Genomic DNA, 21,064 nt, shown 5'->3' on the forward strand with positions numbered 1-21,064 from the left:
TATTAGTGTGAGAAAGATAGATAATTTATCTATCTTTTTTCTATGACCCCTGCCGAACTTGTCAAGCGCCTCCTGGCCGAACAGGACCTCAAGTACCGCGATTTTCACGCGTCGCTCCTGCCGAATATCAACAAGAAGACGATTATCGGCGTGCGGGTGCCCACGATGAGGAAGATTGTGAAGGAGTTCGCGGCGGCTGGTTCCGCGGCCGCAAAATCCGTGCCGGCCGATGTTGCACGCTTCTTGGACAAGCTCCCGCACAAGTATTTCGAAGAAAACCAGGTACACCTCCTTGTGGTCGAGCGCATCAAGGATGCGGACGAGTGCCTGCGCCGTATCGAGCAGTTTTTGCCGTACATAGACAACTGGGCGGTTTGCGACGGCAAGTCCCCGAAGGCGCTGCTCAGGGATGAGGCTCGTTTTTTGGCCCGCATCAAGGCGTGGCTCAAGTCGCGCGAGCCTTACACGGTGCGCTTCGGCGTGAACATGCTCATGAACTTTTTCCTGGACGAACGTTTCGACAAAAAGCACCTGGAAATGGTAGCCGCGATAGACGAGAACCGGTTTTGCGATTCCGATACCGGTGCCGCGGGCGGTAAGGTACGTGCCACGGACCGCTACTATGTGCAGATGGTAATCGCCTGGTACTTCGCGACCGCGCTCGCCAAGCAGTGGAACGCGACCTTCCTCTATATTAAGAACCGCAGGCTTTCGCCCTGGATTCACGCGAAGACTATCCAGAAGGCCTGCGAGAGCTACCGCATTACCGACGAGCAGAAAAAGATACTGCGCGCCCTGAAGTAGTTTCGGGCAAAAGAAATTTGGGACAGCCGAGGGGCTGCCCCAAATTGTGTGTTGAGGTGTAAGTTCTTGTTATTTTTCCGGGGTTTCTGTAATGAACTTGACGACATCCTTGCCGACTTCGTCGTAGTACTTGTCCCAGATGTCCGAAACTTCGTCGATAATCTTCATGTTGTCCATCTCGTAAGGCTTCGTTACCTTGGGAGCGAGGCGCAGTACGTTGTCCTTGCCGAGGTTCGCCTTCGCCATGAACTTGCCGGAGTTGCCCGTGCGTGCCACCCATTCGTCGAGAATGTACTTGCCCCAGCCGATGATGCTCTTGTCCGTGAGTTCTGCAGGCGGGTGGTCCATTCCCGTGTTGAACGAGATGATGCGCAGGTTGCCCTTGTAGGCCTTGTACCTGACCAGTGCGGATTCGAGAACCATGACGGGGTCGTTCGCCCACATGCCGCCATCGCAGTAGGTTTCGGTATTGCCCTTCCATTCGCGGCTCACGGTGTTGAAGTACGTGGGCGCAGAACAGCTCGAAAGCACGGCGAACCACTGCGGCGTATCGCCGTCGTCCTTGCCCCATACCTTTTCCACGCTCTTGCCGTTCAGGAACGTTGCCGGAATGTAGACGGGCTTCTTGAATTCGTACATGTGCTTCTTGAAGTTTTCCTGGAGCATCTTCTTCAGGTACGAATTGTCGTAGCGGTAGTAGCTCTTCGACAATATGCGGGTCGAACTGACCTTCTTGAAAATCTTGGGAAGGTTATCCTTGTACAGGTTGTAGAGCGTTTCTGCGGACATCCCGTTTGCAAGGCCGGTGGCTACGATGGAACCGGTAGACGTGCCCGCAAAGGCATCGCCGACGCTTGCAAGAGTCTTCTTTTTACCGAGATCCGCTTCAAGGCGGCACATAAACTGGAGAGGCCCGATTCCGAGCGCCCCGCCGCCGGTGATAGAGATGCCGAGTTTCATTCTATTACTCCTGTTGTAGATAACGTTGTTCTTTGAATGGCGTATAAAATAATTATTTTTATCCGGCCGGAACATTGTTTCTTGGTAAAAGATTTTCTACATTTTGGTCACTTTTTGGGGTAGAAGGCGAGGTCGTTCCGGTTTTAGGCTTGGGTCGGGTGGTCCGGAATATCTATATTTTCTGTTGAAATGCGTATCAGGGAATCATTTAGTGGTCGCCGGTTCAGGTCGATGCTCTTTACGGCATCGGTATCCGTCTGTGCTGAATTCGTGAACGTGTTCATCGACAAGGTGGTCGCGGCGCAGTTCCTGGGCGATACCGCACTTGCTGCAATCTCGTTCTTCACTCCGCTATTCTCGTTCATATTCTTCATGAGCGCCGTCGTGATGGTGGGGAGCCTCGTGTGCTATTCCATCGAGCTGGGGCGCATGAACAAGGAGAAGGCTGACCGCTTTTTTGGCCAGAGCCTTATTCTCTCGTTTATTGTCGGCGTGTTCATGGTCGTGCTGTTTTCTGCAGGCAAGGGAATCATGTTCGGCGTCATGGAGGTTGAACCCGAACTGCTCAACTACGTGAACGAGTTCTACGGCTGGTTCCTAGGGCTCGCCTTCATTATCCCGCTGAACAATACGTTGCAGGAGATGGTCTACGTGGACGGCGACACGGGAACCTGCAAGGCCTCGTATGCCGCGCTCCTGCTCGGCAACCTCGTACTTTCGTGCATATTCTGTCGGTTCATGGGAATGTCCGGGATTGCCCTCGGTACGCTCCTGTCGGTGATGCTCAGCATCATAGTACTTTGTACGCACTTTGCCCGCAAGAACAATTCGCTCCGGTTCGTGTGGCACTTTAACATGCGCGATTCCATGTCGGTAATCCGGTTCAGCATCGCGGAGGCGTGCGAGTTCTTTTTCTTTGCGCTGTTCGCTGGTCTCATGAACCTTTACTTTGTTGCAAATTTCAGCAGTGACCGCATTACGGTGCTTTCGGTTGTTTACGAAATCGTGGAACTGAGCGTCGTGTTTAACGGCATATGGATGGCGGCGGAACCGCTCATAAACATCTATCGTGGCGAAGATAATGACCGTGGAGTGCTCCAAGTGATGCGCTTCGTGAACTGGACGGTGCTCAAGGAGAGCCTGCTTGCGACCGCGATTCTCCTGTTTTGTGCCCCGCTGCTCACGCACGTGTTCCATATCCGTTCCGAGGAACTTGCCGGCGAAATGGCCTTTGCGATACGCGCGTGTGCCGTAGGCCTATGCCCGCTTGCTCTGGTGAAAATCTACGCGGCGTTCCACGTGCACGAAAAGCCGGTGCTCTCCTTCATATTCATTCTCTTCGTGATGTTCCTGAGCCCTGTCGTATGCGTGATGGGTGCGGGTGCGCTGTGGGGCGGCGAATACGTGTGGCTGGGCTTTGGCGCGGCTCCCTTCTTGGCGATGGGGCTATGCGCGGGCGTACAGGTGCTGATTTATGGCAGGGCGCGATTCCCGCTGTTGCTCGAACACCTCACGGTTGCGGATTACTGGCACATGCACGACATGCTCCTGACACCGGAAAACCTGATTGCCTACCGCGACAGCGTGGGGGAACTGCTCAAGCGCAAGTCGGTGAACGAGATGAGTGTCGTGAAGGCGATGCTGTTGCTCGAGGAGATGGGCATGAGCGTTTACGAACGCAATGCCGGCCGCCGCGTGTTTGTCGAATTTGCCGTGCTCTTGCGCGAAAAGGACTTTGTGCTTGTTATCAAGGACGACGGCAAGATTATGGACCTTACCGATTTGGAACAGTCGGTGACGGGTCTGCGCGCCTACCTGGTGAACATGTTCATGACGGTCCAGCGCGAAAAGCAGTACCTGCTTACGTCGAACTACAACCGGCACGTTTTCCGGTTTGACCGCTAGTCAAACTAATTGTTGTGTTGTAACCATGCCGAGTTCAGAGAAGTTTCGTGACAATATCGTGGCGCAGTTCAATGCTGAATTGCCCAATGGCGCCTTCCGCGTGACCACCCGCAAGATGATGGGCGAGTACATTCTGTATGCTGACGGGAAAGTCTTCGGCGGAATTATGATGACCGCTTGCTGGTGAAGCCCGTGCCGGCGGCGCTTAAGCTGTTGCCGAACGCGAAAAAGCAGTTACCCTACGAAGGTGCGAAGCCCATGCTCCGTGTGACTAACGACCAGATTGAAGACAGCAAGTTCTTGGCGAAGCTCCTGGACGTGATGTTGCCGGAACTGCCCGCCCCGAAAGCGAAGAAGAAATAAACGACGGTATGTCATTCCCGCCGCTTTACTTGTCATCCCCGTCGCTATACTAGTCATCCCCGCCGCTTTACTTGTCATGCCCGCGTAGGCGGGCATCTTTAAAATAATCCCGACGAACGCACGGAATTTGCTGATAACCTACGCTCATTTTCAAGCGCGTTAATATATCTTCATGAATATGGGGGTTAGTTATGTTCTCGCCGAAACACAATTTGTGGATGATTCTGGTATGCGTGTGCATGCTTGTTTTTCCAGCATGGGCGGGTTCTTCAAAATCATATAGCGAGGACGAAAAGCCTACCGTACTGGAGGTGATTTTGGGCCTTGCTGATTGGGCGACTTCTTGCGACAAGGACGATACGGAATGCCAGCGGAGAAAGGCGGCAGACGAGAAAGGTGCAGGCGAGGCGAGAGAACGGGAGAGGGAGCGCACACTCAAGGAGAACAGGAAAAAGTGGAACGAGAAAAACCGGAATTACAAGGACCATTATTTGGGATTGTCCTTGACTGCTCCGTTTGTCGCCGAAGATAGGGAGGTAATGTTTGGGCTGGATCTTGTTTTCGGCTTTGTTTTCCGGTTTGGTGAGTTTTACGCAATGGCGGGCGGGGGAGCGAATGCGTCGATGTACTTCATCAATGGGGAATTATTCTACAGGCCGCCAATCGACATGAACGGCATCTGGAAAATCGCGCCCGAAGTTGGTATAGGCGTGACATCTTATAGGCCGTTCGATAGCGAGGATCGTGTTGAACCCTTGTACCATTATTCAGTGGGCGTGCGCTACGAACATACATTGCAGAACCGCAAGAATATCATCGAAGACGAGGACGTGCTTATCAACGGCGTGAGCGCCGGTTGCGCCGTGTGGATGAACTACGCCGATTTTGCCGGCATCAAGTGCGACATCCGATTAGGGCTGTATTTGTAAGTCCGTTTTGTTTGATGAAGCTTGCAAATTGTTGGATGGAGTGAATTCGGTTTTTGCCTAGATATTCTATTTTATAGATAATGGCTCGCGGAATTTTATGGATAGTCTTGGCTATGTGCTCCCTGCTGCTTGCGGGGTGCTCAAGTCATCCGCCTTCTGCGGCACAGTTTATGAATGTGAAAGAAGACGAAGGTGATATTGTTGTTGGAGGGACCGCTAAAATCGGTGACCTCCATCGAGGCAAGAATCGGTTGCAGAGTGACTATTCTGATGTAGAACTCTTTGGTGATTTAGATGTTTCTCTTTTGTTTAGATACAGCCATTTGGTTCTGGGACTTTATTCGGAAAATCTTTATTCGATAAGCGGCCTTGCTGGTTCCCGATGGGAATACGTAGGCGTTCAAGGCTGGTTCGGTATGTCTGTTTTAGTGGTTGACAAGCAAGTCCCTATTTACGGCGGATTGATGTTAATCGAAGAATATCCTGTAAGTAAAAATCTTAGAGTGGGGCTAAGTGAACACATTTCGCGTAATGCCCACGGTGTAGATAAGAATGAAGCTGGTTTAGGTTCTCCGGCTACGGGTTTTTATCATGAGTTTGGTACCGGAATTTATTTGGCGTATAAGGCTTTCTCGGTAGAGTTGCGATATGGACGGGAAATTGATGAACCGAGAAATCGCTTTTATTTTATGGTAAATTATGGCTTTGATTCTGATGGCTAGGCTTTTAAAAAAGGGCAAAATGTCTAAGTTCTAAGCTCTAAGTTATGCCAACTTAATCCCCTATTTGCTTTTCTCCGCGGAATTTTGTATCTTAATTCGCGAAAACAGAAGAGGTTAACTAAATGGATATTCAGGAACTTTCGGAAAAGGTGCGCCAGCAGAGCGCTTTTTGCATGAACTTGCTGCGTGAAGTGGAAGGGACGGTGATTGGCCAGAAGGCTCTGGTCGAAAGCATTCTGACGGGTATTTTGGCGGACGGTCACGTGCTGCTGGAAGGCTTGCCGGGCCTTGCCAAGACGACTGCGGTGAAGGCTTTTGCCGATGCCGTGTCGCTGGATTTCAAGCGCATCCAGTTCACTCCCGACCTGTTGCCGGCGGACTTGCTGGGTACCACGATTTACAACGCGAAGGAAGCGAAGTTCGAGACCCGCAAGGGCCCGCTGTTTACGAACCTGGTGCTGGCCGACGAAATCAACCGTGCTCCTTCGAAGGTGCAGAGCGCCTTGCTCGAAGCCATGCAGGAACGCCACATCACCATCGGCGATGAGACGTTCAAGCTGGACGAGCCGTTCCTGGTGCTCGCTACGCAGAACCCGATTGAGCAGGAAGGTACGTATCCGCTGCCCGAAGCCCAGGTGGACCGTTTCCTGTTGAAGGTGAAGGTCAGCTACCCGAACAAGGCCGACGAAATGAAGATTCTGGACGCCGTCGCCGGTGCGGGGCTCCGCCAGCCGCAGGCCGTCGCCACGAAGGAAGATATCCTTGCCGCCCGCCAGCTGGTGAAGCAGGTGTACGTGGACGAACGCGTGCGCGAATACATCGTGAACCTGGTGCTTGCGACCCGCGATCCGGGCAGCATCAAGCGCAGCGACCTGGTGGGCTTTGTGGAAGTGGGCGCCTCTCCGCGTGCTTCTATCGGTCTTGCCCAGGCTTCGAAGGCCCATGCGTTCATCCAGGGCCGCGCCTACGTGACGCCCGAAGACGTGAAGGCCGTCGCCATGGAAGTGCTCCGCCACCGCATTATCCTGAGCTACGAGGCCGAAGCGGAAGAAGTTTCCGCCGAGACTGTGGTGCAGAAGATTCTGGATTCTGTTGAGGTTCCGTAAACTTCGCGGTCATCTTTGGCGCATTAAACCCGCGCAGAAATCATTTGAAAAAAGAACGTCTCTTATCGGGGCGATCTTTTTCTATTTTAAAAACCATGAAACCTTGGCTGCCCCTATTTATGCAGTACTGCGCCATTCTCGCTTTGGCGCTTTTGGGGGCGTGCTCGAATTCCCAGATGGAATGTGTGGGGGATTCCAGCGAAAATGCGGGCATCCTGGCAGTTGACTCGGTCAAGGTGCCTGTGATATCGGTCGATTCCCTTAGGCCGGGAATGATGCGTGTCGCGCCTAACGGGGCATATGTCCTGTTGGGCGATGGCCGGATGCGGGTAAAATTGGATTATGATTATTCGCTTGGAATTCACGAAGTGACGTGTGGAGAATTTGATGCTGTCGCTAGGGAAGAAGATTGGTATTTCGTTTTGGATTGTGCGCAAGACGACTTGCCAGTGACTAATGTGACATATTATGATGCCGTGCTTTTTGCAAATGCCTACAGTAAATCGCTTGGTTATGATACAGTTTATACCTATCACCGGCAATTATTTAACTCGAGTTCACATTTCGTGAATCTGGAGGGCCTTGCGGTTCGTACGGATGTGGATGGTTTCCGCTTGCCAACGGAGGCGGAATGGGTGATGGCTGCATCGCTGTCGTGGAATCCTTGGCAGTATAGTTGGAATTCGTCGAATTCGAATTACGAGATTCATGCGCCTTGCGCTTTCCCGGATTCGCTAGGCTTTTGTGACCTGGCAGGAAACGTGCTTGAACTGACAAATGACTGGGCTGGCGATATTGTTGATGCGACTATCGCGAACAGCATGGGAGCGCTAGCGGGGAACATCTTGCTTGAGAAGGTGGTAAAGGGAGGTTCTGTGTATCAGTCGGCGAACAACATGGACTTAGGTGGCAGGAAGGATGTCTATCCGGTGCAGGCTTCGGCTTTTTCGTCGTATATGGGCTTTCGTCTTGCTTTTGGAAAAATTCCGCATGCCACTTGGCTGGATGCTGGTGGTGATGTCGCTTTGAATCCAGTGACATTGAAAACATTTTCTTCGGATATTCGTCAAAAAATGGGAACCGTCCATTCGAAACTTGCGTTTAGGAACGATAAGTCGGGTAATTTGGCGTATGTGGATTTTTATGGAGGAATGCCTGGTGTTGTTGAGATTCCTGATAGTGTGCCCGTTTATCATCCGGAAATTTCTCCAGATGGCAATAAGGTCGCTTTTTGTACGGGGATGGAAGGTGTCGGTGGCCCGTCTTCGGTATATGTGAGGAGCCTGAATGCGGCCGGTCGGCTTATCAAGCTTGACGTGGAGAATGCGGCAATTCCTCGTTGGTATGTAAGTGAATATGGAGATACCTCTATCGTTTATGTTGATAATGCCGGTGACAATAGCAATGACGCTGATTTTTTTGCGAGTGGAACATGGATGGTTCCTTTTTCAAATGAGCAGTTCGGGAAACCGGAGAAAATTTTGGTGGGTGCCTATCATGGGGGTGTGTCACTGGCTGACCGCTATGCTGTTTCAGGTGCGCGCCGCCTTCGTGTGCATAGAAATGGTAAGGATGAAATCTGGTATGGTGGTGCGCAGGCGTGTAATGCGTCGCTTTCGAAGGATGGAAATAATCAAACGCTTTTTCTTGATTTTGGCGGTGATGTGGGAAGGGCGTTTGCTAACGAGAAGTATGGTGTACACGAACGGCTGCTAGTTGTTGATAGTACCGGAAAGTTGATACATGCAATTCCAGCACCGAAAGGATATTCGTTTGACCATCCGGAATGGGTCAATCGTGATAATTGGGTGGTGACTGCGCTAGTTAATGCAAAAGGTGAACACGTAAAACTTGTACTAGTGAATGTTCTTGATTCTAGCGTGGTGGATTTGGTTGATGGCGAGGAGTTATGGCATCCAAATTTATGGGTGATGCCGGAAGTTCCTTTCGGTGATGGCTATTTTGACTTGGACAGTGCCGGCATGTATTGGGACCCTATTTATCAGGGTGGCTTAAGAACTGTAGGGCTGAAAATGCGGATGTTCTGGGATATGCATGATTCCTTGGAGGTGATTGCTGTAGGTAGTTCTCGCACGGAAAGTGGATTTGATCCCGCATATATTTCGAAACAGGCGCTTAATTTTGGATATCCAGGCGGAGATATATGGGCTGGTCTCTATTTGATGGAAAACTATTTCGTGCCGCATACAAGGAATTTGAAATATTTAATATTCGAAATATCGTATGATTTGATGAATCAGTCATTGAATGCCAGAAATCAAACTGCATTAGGGCAAGCATCGGGATACTTTTATGATAAGAACCATAACTTCTGGAAGGATGGAGTGCCAGAAAACTTTGTGCGGGTTGTTGATGCGAATGTCCCATATACGAGCGAAGATTCGTTGCTCTATGTTAGTACGCGCGGATTGCTTAAGAAGGAATCACATGGTTGGGGGGATGAACCTATAATTGATCGGGACTCGATTATGCGAGAGGGTGAGTACCGACGTTTTATGAAAAGTATTGACAGCTTGACTGCTTTTATTGATAGTACGCAGGACAAAGGGTTTAAAATAGTTGGGTTGATTTTCCCGCAATCTCCGGAATATGCTAATACGGGAAGTTATGGACGGCATGGAGTTAGTAGAAGCCTTGCGATGAAAGTGGCTGCGTATTTTGATTCGTTAGCGAATGTGTATCCTCATTTCGCCTTGATGGACGAGAATAAATTCGGAGCACATGACTACACGGATGCAATGACGAACGATTGCGACCATCTGAGTGTTGCTGGCGCGAAACAATTGTCTGTCCGATTAGATTCGCTGCTAAATGTTATTTCGCGATGACATCTGTCTTGGCGATTCTGTCGCCAATGCGTTTTCTCGTGATGATGAATGCGAGTATCTCGATCCAGTTCAATAGCCAGGGAATGTTGCGCAGGATCCTTGTATAGTTTTCTTTTTTAGTTCCCGCCGGTTTCACCCCAGCTCCAACTAGAGGCATTCTTCAGTCCGTTGAAGTTGACGCTGCTTGTCACCTTTTCGTTGTCCCATTTCTGCCAGAGGTGAATGACCTTGCCTTCCTTTGTCGAGATGACATATTCCTTTGCTGTGCTGCTCTTGTCGGATGTCTCGTACAGTTCGATATTGGTGATGGTGATGGGAATGCTCTTGCTTGTTTCCGTTGTTTCGACATTGGATGCGGCGTAGCCGGTGCCACCGATTGCCATCTTCGTAATCTTGGGCTCTTCCCAGTCGAAGGTCAACTCAACTTTTTTCCTGTCCTTGACGCCGATGAATGCGAGAATGTCGGAATCTACCCGAATCATGAGCGTTTCCCATTCCTGTGGAGCCTTCTTTACGTACTTTGCGGCGCTTGCCTTGTCCATCTTCTTGTAGATGAGCCCGCAGTCGCCCTTGCTCTTGCTGAATTCCTCAATGGCATTCCGGAACTTGACTGCCGTTTCTTCGATTTGCTTGTATTCTGCATCGGCATCCTGTGCGCTCTTCTGCGCTTCGCCTGCAACCGCGCGCTGTTGCGATTCCCACTGGGCTTGCTGCATTGCGTAGGTGGGCTGCTTTCTCATGGTCTGAGCCATTATTTCGGCGTCTTCGTCGGTCATGCTGGGGTCGCTTGCGCGCATCTGCGCGACAATGCTTTCTGCGTAGTCTTTAGGTATGCCGTTGGATTTTCCGGCGTTGATTGCGGAAGCATTTGTGGAGGGCGAGCCACCTGCTTGTGCGGCGCCCGCAGTTGTGCTAGCTGCAGTTGCATTGCCCGCGGAATCGTCTATTCCGTTCGTCGCGGCGATGACTGCCTTTTCGTTCGCCTTCACGACCTTGCAGTCTTTCTGGTTGGTTTTCTGCTTTAGTTCGGCGAACGGATCGACGCCCATTTGCTTGAGTGTTGCCATCGTGTTCGCATCGATGTCCGCTTCGGCCATGACAAGCGATGCGCACTGGTTTATCATTGCGATTTTGTTCAAACGGTTTGGTGCCGCGATACCGTACTTCTGCAGGATAGTTTCGGCCTTCGCCTTATCCTGCTTGCTTGTGCCTCCGATGTCATCGCGCGAGAAGCCCGCTTCGTCAAGCGAGATGCCTGCATCGCTGAACTCGTTCTGAATTTGCTTGTAGTTCTTGGCCCAACTCTTTACGTCGGTATCGGTGATGCCTGCGGATTTTGCGTTCTGCGCGAATGCGGCAGATGCCATGGCGCAAGATGTGGCTAGGATAAGCAACTTTTTCATGTTACCTCGCTTTTCGGATTACTTCTTTTTGCGGAGTTTCAAGCAATCTTTTTGGATTTTATGGGCGTGTTTCTTGAAATCCTTTATCTTTTTCCAAAGGACCGTTTTGGGGACGAGAATGGTATATGCTGGTCCGGTACTTAGTTTGTTGGATAACGTTGCGGTGGAATCCTCGATTCCGCAATAGTCAAAGAGCCAGAAATTTTCGCCGATATCGTGAGCGGACGTAATGGAGATGGCGTCGTCGTAGCAGCAATGCTCGATATTGCCTGCACAAGTGCAGCCGCAAAGGTCTGGTATTTTCGGGATGGTGAATTCACCCTTGCTCCAACGGGCGTATAGGGAATCGTCAATCGCCTGGATTTCCTTTTGCAGGGAAGGCTCCGACGATATGTCGCACTTTTGCCCGTGAAAATGCAGCGCTGGCTCTGCGTATATGTAGCATGCCAAAAGAAGGATTGTTTTTAAGAGCGATTTCATTTAAGAAGAATTATAGTTTAATTCTTATGCGGTTTTATTTGAAGTGTGCCTTGATGTATCCTTGCACCTGTTTTGCGGAGAGCGGGGTGGTGCTGCTTTCGAATGTTGCGATGAGGTTCTTGCCGAGGATGTATCCGCTTGCGGCGTAATGCGCGATTTTCTGGAGGGCATTTTCGGTGTAGTCAGTGTCGCCCATCAGGCCGAAGTGCTCCCAGATGATTTCCTTGCGGGTGCGAACGTCGAGGCAGGTGAAGTCCGGGTAGAGCGTGCCCCAGCCCTTAATGCTTGCGGGGAATTCGTAGCGGTAGGGGATGCCCGCGCGGTCGAGGGCGTCCGCGATGATGATCTCGGATTTTGAGCGGACGCGCACGCCCGTGTTCGTGAAGAATTCGGGTGCGTTGATTTCGAAGGGCTTGCCGGTGTAGGGGAGGTGCTGCCATGCAGCGATGAAATCCTCGTCGGGCTCACGCACGGGCGTCACAAGGGGGCGGCGGCCGGGGGGTAGCCCCGTGAACGCGGTGTCGATTTCTTCGGGATGGTAATTCTCCGTCAGGTTGTTGAGTGCGATGATTTGCCTGCCGATGATGCTTGCAACAGCCGCGTTGTAATCGCGTTGCGCGATTGCCGCCGCCCTGCGTCGTTCTTTGCGGGGGAGGTATTTTCCGTTAGAGTTGCTGCCCTTGTCTACGAGATAGTATTGCGACCGGTCATGGTTGGTTATGACTCGCAATCTTCCTGTGGGTTGCTTTCCCTTGGGGAGTTTGGCCTTCAGTTCGATCAGTTGCTGAATCCGCTCGTTGGCGATTTGAATGAGTTGGTCTGCCATTTCCGTTCCTTTTTTCTGTGAAACAAAAAAGCGCTGATACGCCGTTTTAACGGACAATATCAACGCTTATGTGTTCATAATATACAAAGTGTGTGGCAAAAAAACAAGTTGATGCTTTAGGCGGCAGTTGGATAGCATTTTTTTTGACTTTTGAACGTCTGTTTTGCGGGGGCTTACATACCAAAGACGCAAATAGTGGTGGTTGGTATGTAAAAAAGGTTGCGAAAGAGCGAAAAGTGTCCCAAATGGGGTCGCGGATGACGAAATTAGGGCAATTTTTGCTTAGTTTGTCTGTGTTTTGGCTGTTTTTTTACATACTAAAACATTGCTTCGGGAAAATTGGTATGTAGGGTCTGTGAATGCTGATTACGGATTGCATACTAATTGAACTTTTTTGGTGTTTTAGTATGTAAATAGATGCGTTTTTCCCGCTCCTAGACGGCTTCTCCGAGGCTTGCGGGCGTTATTTTGCAGCCTATAGGCGGTTTTCCGCAGGCCGTCGCCATGGAAGTGCTCCGCCACCGCATTATCTTGAGCTACGAGGCCGAAGCGGAAGAAGTTTCTGCTGAAACTGTGGTGCAGAAGATTCTCGACAGCGTCGAAGTGCCGTAAGGCGAGTGTCGCGGGCTGAGAGCCTCGCAAGTCGCAGGTTGAGAACGTCGCGGCCATCTCCCTTAAAGTCTAAAATCTCCAGCCGAGATGGCCGGGGATTTTTTGGAGGTGTGTTGCTTCGAGAGAGTTATCGCCTTACGGCCTTGAATATCCCGAGGGTTCTGTTGCCTTGCGCGACCTTGACGAGGTAGGCGCCTTGCCGCAGGGTGACGTGGAGTTCGTGCCCCTGCATGGCGCGGAATTCCGCGATGCGGTGGCCTTGCATGTCGAAGACGCTGATGTCGTGCGCGCCGCCGTCGATGCCTTCAAGATGGAGCGTGCTACCTTCGATTCGCCCGCTGATGGCGTTGCTTTGCATCATGGACTCGGCGGCGGTGATGCCCTCGGTTCCTTCTGCGCTGGAAGACTGCGGCCTGGCGATTTCTGCGCTTGAAGAAGAATCCGTTTCTTCGGAACTGCTGGACTCCGGTTCCACTTGGACAAGCCCGCCCTCTGTGATAGGCGCTTTTGCCTGTGTGAGGATGTCAAGAGGGTCGGGCTTGCTGGAATCGAACGCTTCATGATCGTCGCGCAGGTGCTTGGCGAGTTCGGGTACCTTCGCCTTGATTTCTTCGATGTTCGCGCGGGCAAGTTCATAGGCGCCGTATTCGCAGAAGTGCGTCTTGTCGCTCGCGGTGTACATGTACATTTTTTCCTTGTTGCCTCCGAGCGCCTTGCCGAGCGTGATGCTGTGCTGGTTCAGGTCGAGCACGGTGACGCCGAGTTTTTTCCCGAGGGCGCGCATGCGTTCGGGAAGCCCGCCCACGGCTGTTTTCGGGTCGGTCTCGTTCTGCCTTGCGGTGGATGTCACGAACAGCGGGGTAGCGCCCTTCGCCTTGATTTCGTTTGCGTACTTGGTGAGTGTCGCTTCGTAGTTGTTCACGTCGTTTTGATTCTTCTGGTCGTTATGCGCGAACTGCACGGTCACGAAGTCGCCCTTCTTGACCTCGGAGAGAATCTTTGCGAGACGCTTCATGCTGTAGAACCCGCTGGCGGTAAGGCCCGATTCGGCGTAGTTCGCGATGGCAAGGCTGGATTTGAAAAATTCCGGGGCCATCTGGCCCCAGCCCGCCCAAGGAGCCGTCAGTTGGTCGACCACGGTGGAGTTTCCGCAAAGCCAGAGCGTAGTCACGTTGTCGTTACGCTTGATTTCGATTCCTGCGACGGCGGGCGCCTTGCCGCTGATGACGAAGGTGAGCTTCTTGTCCCAGGTGCGGTAATCCTTTTCGCGATCCTTGATGCTCATGGTCACCGAGCCGTCCATGCTTCTTGTTTCCATGCGCCTGAGCGAAACGGTCTGCCTGCTGAACACGCCGCCGGCGAGGGTGATGCGGTCGAGCATGAGCTTGCGGTTTTCTGCCCATACGGTGGTTTCGCTTTCGTTTTCGCCGTCACCGAGAATGAACGTTACCTCGTAATTGCCTTGCGGGAGCGCCACCGAGAAAACCATGTCGCCTTTCGCCGTCAAGAAATCCGTGGTGAGGTCGTCGTCCCATAGGCGGTCTACCGAAGAAACCGTCCCGCTTTCGAAACCGTAGCCCTGCGAGTCGCTGTACTTGGTGTTGGCCTTGACCTGCGTGTAGCCCGCGGCAACCGGGCCCTCGCCAAAGTCAAACTTGTAGTTCTCGGCGGCTTCAGCCAAGGAGAATGCTGCCAGAAGCGCTGCGACAGTCACCATCGTGGCTGTTTTGACAAGGGTGTCGTAGCCCTTGATTTCAGTTTTGTAATCCATAATAACATCCCTTTTACACGCGTTTGTGTTTGTACTATAAAATGTACTATAAAATTTTTAAAAAAGCAAGAAAAAATTGAATAATTCTCAAATTTTAGAAAAAAAAATTGGGTAAATAGCATATATTTTTGTTTTTTTTACTATACCATGTACTACATTTTTATGTATATTTAATATCATGAATACCTTCGTAAACATTTTCGAGTTTACCAAGTTCCGCAAGTTCCTGGCAGAATACCAAGAGCGCCGTCAGGCGGCGGAGCCTTCGTTTTCGCGTACCGAGTTCTGCAACTTGCTGGGGCTCCCGAATACTCGCAGCTATTTCAACGACGTGGTGCAGGGCAAGCGCGTGACCGACAACATGCGCGAGCGCTTTATAAACGTCATCGGGCTCAAGGGGAACGAGGCGAGGTATTTCGAGGCGATGGTCGATTTCGACCAGGGGAAGACTGCCCAGGTGCGCGAGGCGGCGTTCGATGCCATGATGCGCCTGAACAAGAACCCGCAGGCGATTGTGGACCCGGACAGTTACGAGTTCTTTGGCAACTGGTACAACAGCACGGTCTACGCGATTCTCGAGGTGATGGATGTGGGCGACGACGTATCGGAACTTGCGGCGAAGATTTTCCCGCCCGTGTCCGAGAAGCGCCTGAAGGCAAGCCTTGAACTCATGCAGAAGATGTCGCTCGTGCGCAAGGACGAACGCGGATTCTGGAAGCCGACGAAGGATAGTCTTGCCACGGTGCAGCAGAGCAAGAGCCAGATGGTACTCCAGTTCCAGAAGCAGTGCCTGGAACTCTCGAAGCAGGCGCTGGAGTCCGAAGGGAGCGAATCCCGCGACATGACCACGTTCACGTTCGCGGTGTCGAAATCCGCGCAGGCGAAGGTCGAGAAGGCTGCCGAAAAATTCAAGGCGCAGGTGCGCCAGATCGTGATGGCCGATAGCGAGACGCCGACCGTCGTGGAACATGTGAACCTGCACGTGTTCAGCAACATCCGCGAAAACAATAAACCGTCCGGTGCGGGCGAGGCGTAGGGAGGGAAGTGTTTATGGGATGCTTTAGGAATATCTTTGATGCGGGGCGACTCGCGTTCGCTTTTGTCGCGGTGTGCGTGCTCGCCTTCTTTGCGGGCTGCAGCAATACGTCTTCTACGGATTCCGCAGGAATTTTGATCGAGACGAATACGGGCAACAAGGGGCTTGCGCGGATTCTTGTTTCTGTCGAGAACCTGGATGTTGTCGCGGGCGATACTGTCGTGGTGTTCAAGGCCAGCGCCGATACCGTAGGCGATACTTTGTATGTAGATACGGTGGACTACAGGCATGTGGCGACCTCGATCGAGTGCGCGTCGGGCGTGATGTCGCTCGATAGCCTGCCCGTGGGCGATTACGAATCCGTTTCGGTGCACCCTCTGGAAGGTGACGTGCGTACGGTGGTTGTTTCCTGGAACGTCGAGGAAAATTCCACGAATATCGACCGTGCGCTGGAAGCTGAATTCAAGGGCGCTGTCGCGCTCGTGCTTCCCGAGGGGTTCGAAGATTTGGCCAGTTCGGACGAGGTGTTCGAAAGCGTGCCCTTCGCGGTCCGTCTCCCGGATGTGAAGAACCCCTGCCTGCTGGATGCTGACGGCAACATGGTGCGTCTCAGTCGTGCCGAACTTGCGGATGTCCCCACGGCAAAGGTTTCCGACTCGGCCGTTTATTGGGGCGTGCTGCCGCAGGTCTCCTTCGACGGGAATGGCGCGATTTCCCTTGACATCGTAGAATCGTGCCAGTCCAGCGACCACATTGACTTGGCTCTGGCCCGCTATGTGGAGCATTTTGATTCGATAGTTCCTTCCGAAGCGGCGCTCGCTACCGGCAACGAGCTTGCGTCTGTGCTCGGCAATTCCCGCTGGGTGGATTCTACCGACAACTGGTTCTACATTTCTGATTTCAAGCCCTTCTCCGAAGACGGCTACTACATGGGACTTTCCATCTGGTTCAATATCGATTCCATGCAGGTGGGCGAGTACGCACAAATTATTTCGGCCAAGAAGGATAGCGTGGGTTTCACCCTGCAGAAGCGCGGAACATCGGGTGCGGTGAACCTCAGGCTCGATACGCGCACGGGTGTCTACAACACGGTCGTGGGGCGTGCGAACGGGGTGCTTGACGGAACCTGGCATAACTACTCGTTCAAGATTCACGGCGATAGCGTGACCACGTTCATCGACGGAGCGCTGCTGGAATCCAGACAGTTCGATTCGGGCGAGGGCTTTGCGGCTGCATTCAACCCCTCGATCGGCTATGGCGGTATCCGCGGCGGTATCGACGAGGTGTTCTTCTTCGACGGTACGCAGTCCAACAACTGGATGCGGCTCTTCTACGCCCTGCAATATGCGGTTATAAAGGAATAAACGGGTGTTTAAGGCGCCTTTCGGGGCGTGTTTTGCGAAATGTGGACTTTTTTTTAAGCAAAGTGTTGTAAAAATTACATCATTTAGTTTGAAATTGCGTAGAAACTATTGACTTTTAATAAAAATGGTCGTATATTTGAAGTAGTAAACCTTATAGTAAAAAGGGAGATAAATATGTTTGGTGTAATGGGATTAAATTCTCGCGGAGTGGTGTCCGCGGCAATTTTCACGCTCGCCTTGGCGGGCCAAGGTGCGTTCGCTCAGTCGTGGTATGCAACTGACGTGCGCCAAGGGGGCCATGACCCCTCCATGTACAGGGACGAGAATGGCTACATCCTTATGTCCACGAATAACAACCTGGCGATGTGGACCTCGACGGACATGGTCAAGTGGAGTTCGAAGGGCCAGATTTTCAGGGATAGCCCGCAGTGGCTCAAGAATGCCGTGGGCGGAAGGACTGACGGCATCTGGGCTCCGGACCTGTTCCATTTCAATAACCAGTACGGCGTGTTCTACTGCGGCTCCGTTTTTGGTCAGCGCACCTCTGCAATCGGTGTCGCGACGAACGCGAACCTGGACTTTTCCAATCCGGCAAGTGGCTGGACGGACCAGGGCGAAGTGACGCGCACCACGAACAGCAACAACTATAACGCGATTGATGCCGACGTGGTGGTGACTCCCGATGGCCAGTACTGGATGACTTACGGCTCGTGGAATGCGGGCGGTATCCGCTTGATCAAGCTGGACCCCAAGACAGGCAAGCAGGCGAGCGACGACAAGACGAACTACATGATTGCGACGCGCGGCGGTACGGGTATCGAAGGCCCGAGCCTCATCGAGCACGGCGGACAGTATTTCTTGTTCACGGCCTGGGACGTATGTTGCAAACAAGGTAACGAAATTGAACAGACCACCTACAAGACGGCCATGGGCCGCGCCGACAAGGTGAACGGAACCTACAAGGACCGCAGCGGCAAGGAACTCAACAAGGGTGGCGGAACCATCCTGATGCAGCGTTACAGCCGTTACGTGGGCCCGGGCGGCGGCGAAGCCTTCAAGGACCTGAACCGCATCCGCTTTGTGCATCATTACTACGACCTGACCGGCGACAAGTACAACCACATCCACATTCGCGACCTGGTGTTTACCGACGACAACTGGCCCGAAATGGGGCAGCCCTTCCTCGGACGCTACCTGAGTGCCGAGGCGGAACACGGCATTATGACACGCGGTGCGACGGATGACCTGACCTTCAATTACACGAAGGAAGCCTCGAACGGCGAATACGTGGGCTACATCAATACGAAGGGCTCCAAGATTCGCTTGCCGATGAACATTATGCAGGCGGGCGACTACATTATGCGTTACCGTTACGCGAACGGCGGCGATAATGATGCTACACATAAAGTAACGGTGAATGGAAAGGCGCAGACGGTAAAGCTCCCGAAGACGGGCGCCTGGGGCAGTTTCCCCGAAAAGTCCGTGGCGATGGTGCCTGCAAAGCTCAAGCGCGGCGGCAACTTTATCGAGGTGGAGCCCGACCAGAATTTTGCGGAACTGGACCGCATCGACTTCTTGCGCGTGATTCGCGATACCATTCCGGGCAACGGATTCGATAACGGCATCAAGGTGCGTCTCACGAAGGACGACAAGCTTGCCGTCAAGAGCGGTGGCTACGCCATCTTCGAAAACGTGGTGACGGATTCTATCAAGAGCACCGAAGTCAAGGTCGAACTGCAACAGTGCAACGGCGGAACGCTCAGTATCCGCGAGGGTTCTGCCTCGGGTACGGAACTTTCCAAGTGCACTGTTCCTTCGAGCTGCGCAAATGGCGCCTGGACCGAAGTGAACTGCTCTGCCACCAAGAAGCTTTCGGGCGTCAAGGACTTCTACCTCACGGGTAGCGGCATGAGCGGCGAAGTGCTGGTCGGCAACATCCGCTTCGGAAAAATTGCCGAACCGCCGGCATCTAGTTCTAGCGTGAATCCGCCGGCATCCAGTTCTAGCGCGGCTCCAGAAGAATCTAGTTCCAGCGACCCTTCGACCAGCTCAGGGACCGCTGAACCGCAGTCAAGCTCCAGCAGCGGAACGACTGCGATTGCGCAGGCGAAATCTTTGAAAGCCAATTACAAAATGACGACGAATGCTTCTGGCTATACCTTCCATTTTGATCGTCCCGGTAATTACGAAATCATCGTGATGAATCCGCTGGGTCAGCTGATGGCTCGAAAGACGGTGCGCATGGAATCTGAAGTGTCACTGCAGGGACTGCCAAAAGGAAAGTACATCTTCAAGGTGATGAATCGCTAACAGAAAAAGGGATGTTTGGGTATGTTTAAACGTGCTTTATCTATGCTGATGGGGGTAGCGGCTGTTGCGATGGCTGCAAACCCGCTCACTACAAAATTCTACTCTGCCGATGCCGCGGCGCTCGTGCACAACGATAGCCTGTTCATTTTTGCTGGCCACGACGAGCAGGGCGCTCAGGGGGATAACAACAAGTTCTTCTTGATGAATGACTGGCACGTGCTGGTGACCGACGACATGGAAAACTACCATGACTACGGTGCGGTACTTTCGTGGCGGACCTTCGAGTGGGCGAGCGGCAACGCCTTCGCGGGCCATTGCGAATACCGTAACGGCAAGTTCTACTGGTACGTGGCGGTGCATCATAAGACCATCAAACAAGACGAAGGCTTTGCGATTGGTGTCGCGGTGGCGGATCATCCCTCGGGCCCGTGGAAAGATGCTATTGGCAAGGCGCTCGTGACCGACAACACCACGAACGATGTCGCGCTGAATATCGACCCCGCGATTTTCTACGACGGGAACGATATCTGGATGTATTGGGGCTCGTGGAATGCGGGTCGTCGCGTGAAGCTCAAGGAAAACATGATTGAGCTTGCGAGTACGCCCGAAGACATCAAGATCAAGGACTTTTTCGAGGCTCCCTGGATGCACAAGTACCGTGGCAACTACTACTTCAGTTACGCCTCGGGTTACCCTTCTACGACAAACTACTCCATGGCCACGAGCCTGAATGGCCCGTGGACGCAGAAGGGCGTGCTGAACGACAAGCTCGACAACTCCGAGACGAACCACCAGGCGATTTTCAAGTATCTCGGGCACTGGTATTTTATGTATCACGGCGCAAACGCGCCAGGTGGCTGGACCTACCGCCGCTCCGTGAATATTGACTACCTCTACTACGACGAGAATGCGAATATCCAGAAAATCAAGCGTACCACCACGGGTGTGGACAAGGTAAACAACGCGCTCGTGGAAAACGGCACGTACCGCCTGACTGTTTCGCACAGCGCCTTGTCGCTGGTCGAAGAAAACGGAATCGTGGTGCAGCGTCCCGAAAGCGAAAAGGATGCAAACCAGTTCTGGACCGTGGAACGCAGCGCGAAAAATGCCCGCCATTACACGCTCAAGAATTACGGCACCGGCCGCTACTATTGCCCGCCCAAGACGTTGCTCGATACTGTCAAGACGTCGGCGACCGCCTGCGAAATCCGCATCGAGAACGCCTCTGTCGCGAAGGGCTACTACCTGTACGGCGATTACGACAGCGACTTTGTGGGTGACGTGCTGAACGTCTCGAAGGATGCGGGCATGCCCGTGATTACCTGGGTGCGCACCGGTGCGGACAACCAGAAGGTGAAACTCGCGAAGGCGACCCCGCCGACTGTTGAACCGGAATCGTCTTCTAGCATCAAGGAGTCTTCCAGTTCTGTTGTCGCCGAAAATTCTTCGAGCAGCGAAGTTGCGCCCGAAAGTTCTAGCAGCGGAACTACCGCGATTGCTCCGCGCGCAACACGCCAGGGAGTGCAGGTGCCTGCTCGCAAGGGTTACCGTGACCTCAAGGGCCGCAGTTTTGACAGGCAGATTCCGTACCGGGTGATGTTCTAACAAAAATTAGTTTGTTAAA

Annotated in this window: 18 protein-coding genes and 1 pseudogene; 14 read left to right on the plus strand and 5 right to left on the minus strand. The window is 52.6% G+C overall.

Annotated elements, in window-relative coordinates; genetic code table 11:
- The first annotated feature begins 42 nt into the window (after positions 1–42).
- Positions 43–804, plus strand: a complete 762-nt coding sequence (locus BUB22_RS04920) for a DNA alkylation repair protein (protein ID WP_073114168.1) — start codon at positions 43–45, stop codon at positions 802–804.
- Between the two features lie 69 nt (positions 805–873).
- On the opposite strand, the gene BUB22_RS04925 is transcribed toward BUB22_RS04920, so the two are convergent.
- Positions 874–1,764, minus strand: coding sequence for a patatin-like phospholipase family protein (locus BUB22_RS04925; protein ID WP_073114169.1), 891 nt, complete (start codon positions 1,762–1,764; stop codon positions 874–876).
- A 189-nt stretch (positions 1,765–1,953) separates the two neighbouring features.
- Between BUB22_RS04925 and BUB22_RS04930 the strand changes: the two genes are divergently transcribed.
- The 7 genes from BUB22_RS04930 to BUB22_RS04955 all read left to right on the plus strand — a co-directional run bounded on the left by BUB22_RS04930 (position 1,954) and on the right by BUB22_RS04955 (position 9,638).
- Positions 1,954–3,669 (plus strand): MATE family efflux transporter, encoded by a 1,716-nt coding sequence (locus BUB22_RS04930; protein WP_083535394.1) that lies wholly within the window; start codon positions 1,954–1,956, stop codon positions 3,667–3,669.
- Positions 3,670–3,694: 25 nt separating this feature from the next.
- Positions 3,695–3,856, plus strand: a complete 162-nt coding sequence (locus BUB22_RS17040; RefSeq protein ID WP_254794638.1) for a hypothetical protein — start codon at positions 3,695–3,697, stop codon at positions 3,854–3,856.
- A gap of 5 nt (positions 3,857–3,861) precedes the next feature.
- Entirely contained in the window at positions 3,862–4,032 is a 171-nt protein-coding gene (locus BUB22_RS17045) for a hypothetical protein (RefSeq protein WP_254794639.1), read from the plus strand.
- Positions 4,033–4,223: 191 nt separating this feature from the next.
- A complete protein-coding gene (locus tag BUB22_RS04940; RefSeq protein ID WP_139258716.1) occupies positions 4,224–4,961 on the plus strand; it encodes a hypothetical protein in 738 nt (245 codons plus the stop codon).
- 80 nt (positions 4,962–5,041) lie between these two features.
- On the plus strand, positions 5,042–5,683 hold the full coding sequence (locus BUB22_RS04945; RefSeq protein WP_175547240.1) for a hypothetical protein: 642 nt from the start codon (positions 5,042–5,044) through the stop codon (positions 5,681–5,683).
- 122 nt (positions 5,684–5,805) lie between these two features.
- Positions 5,806–6,789, plus strand: a complete 984-nt coding sequence (locus BUB22_RS04950; protein ID WP_072807678.1) for an AAA family ATPase — start codon at positions 5,806–5,808, stop codon at positions 6,787–6,789.
- A 95-nt stretch (positions 6,790–6,884) separates the two neighbouring features.
- Positions 6,885–9,638, plus strand: a complete 2,754-nt coding sequence (locus tag BUB22_RS04955) for a TIGR02171 family lipoprotein (RefSeq protein WP_083535395.1) — start codon at positions 6,885–6,887, stop codon at positions 9,636–9,638.
- 116 nt (positions 9,639–9,754) lie between these two features.
- Here BUB22_RS04955 and BUB22_RS04960 read toward each other — a convergent pair whose 3' ends face one another.
- Genes BUB22_RS04960 through BUB22_RS04970 form a run of 3 tightly spaced genes read right to left on the minus strand, consistent with a single transcriptional unit; the run spans position 9,755 to position 12,347 of the window.
- On the minus strand, positions 9,755–11,041 hold the full coding sequence (locus BUB22_RS04960; protein ID WP_139258721.1) for a hypothetical protein: 1,287 nt from the start codon (positions 11,039–11,041) through the stop codon (positions 9,755–9,757).
- 18 nt (positions 11,042–11,059) lie between these two features.
- Entirely contained in the window at positions 11,060–11,521 is a 462-nt protein-coding gene (locus BUB22_RS04965) for a hypothetical protein (RefSeq protein ID WP_073114174.1), read from the minus strand.
- 34 nt (positions 11,522–11,555) lie between these two features.
- Positions 11,556–12,347: a hypothetical protein gene (locus tag BUB22_RS04970; RefSeq protein ID WP_073114175.1), complete on the minus strand. Its 792-nt coding sequence runs from the start codon at positions 12,345–12,347 to the stop codon at positions 11,556–11,558.
- A gap of 92 nt (positions 12,348–12,439) precedes the next feature.
- Between BUB22_RS04970 and BUB22_RS16300 the strand changes: the two genes are divergently transcribed.
- Entirely contained in the window at positions 12,440–12,697 is a 258-nt protein-coding gene (locus tag BUB22_RS16300) for a hypothetical protein (RefSeq protein ID WP_139258723.1), read from the plus strand.
- A 142-nt stretch (positions 12,698–12,839) separates the two neighbouring features.
- Positions 12,840–12,959: pseudogene (locus BUB22_RS16305) on the plus strand (ATPase); the annotation flags it as partial.
- Between the two features lie 127 nt (positions 12,960–13,086).
- On the opposite strand, the gene BUB22_RS04975 reads toward BUB22_RS16305, so the two are convergent.
- Positions 13,087–14,730 carry an SGNH/GDSL hydrolase family protein gene (locus tag BUB22_RS04975; RefSeq protein ID WP_254794641.1) on the minus strand — a complete coding sequence of 548 codons (1,644 nt, stop codon included), beginning with the start codon at positions 14,728–14,730 and terminating at the stop codon, positions 13,087–13,089.
- A 178-nt stretch (positions 14,731–14,908) separates the two neighbouring features.
- On the opposite strand from BUB22_RS04975, the gene BUB22_RS04980 reads away from it, so the two are divergent.
- From BUB22_RS04980 to BUB22_RS04995, 4 genes are all read left to right on the plus strand, one after another.
- Positions 14,909–15,766 (plus strand): TIGR02147 family protein, encoded by an 858-nt coding sequence (locus BUB22_RS04980; protein ID WP_072976530.1) that lies wholly within the window; start codon positions 14,909–14,911, stop codon positions 15,764–15,766.
- Between the two features lie 14 nt (positions 15,767–15,780).
- On the plus strand, positions 15,781–17,130 hold the full coding sequence (locus BUB22_RS04985; protein ID WP_073114176.1) for a LamG-like jellyroll fold domain-containing protein: 1,350 nt from the start codon (positions 15,781–15,783) through the stop codon (positions 17,128–17,130).
- A gap of 186 nt (positions 17,131–17,316) precedes the next feature.
- A complete protein-coding gene (locus BUB22_RS04990; protein WP_254794642.1) occupies positions 17,317–19,440 on the plus strand; it encodes a family 43 glycosylhydrolase in 2,124 nt (707 codons plus the stop codon).
- 21 nt (positions 19,441–19,461) lie between these two features.
- The gene (locus BUB22_RS04995) at positions 19,462–21,045 is read left to right on the plus strand and encodes a glycoside hydrolase family 43 protein (RefSeq protein ID WP_073114178.1); all 1,584 of its coding nucleotides are present in this window, start codon (positions 19,462–19,464) and stop codon (positions 21,043–21,045) included.
- Positions 21,046–21,064 lie beyond the last annotated feature (19 nt).

Source organism: Fibrobacter sp. UWCM (genome assembly GCF_900129735.1).
In the GTDB taxonomy this organism is placed as follows: Bacteria; Fibrobacterota; Fibrobacteria; order Fibrobacterales; family Fibrobacteraceae; genus Fibrobacter.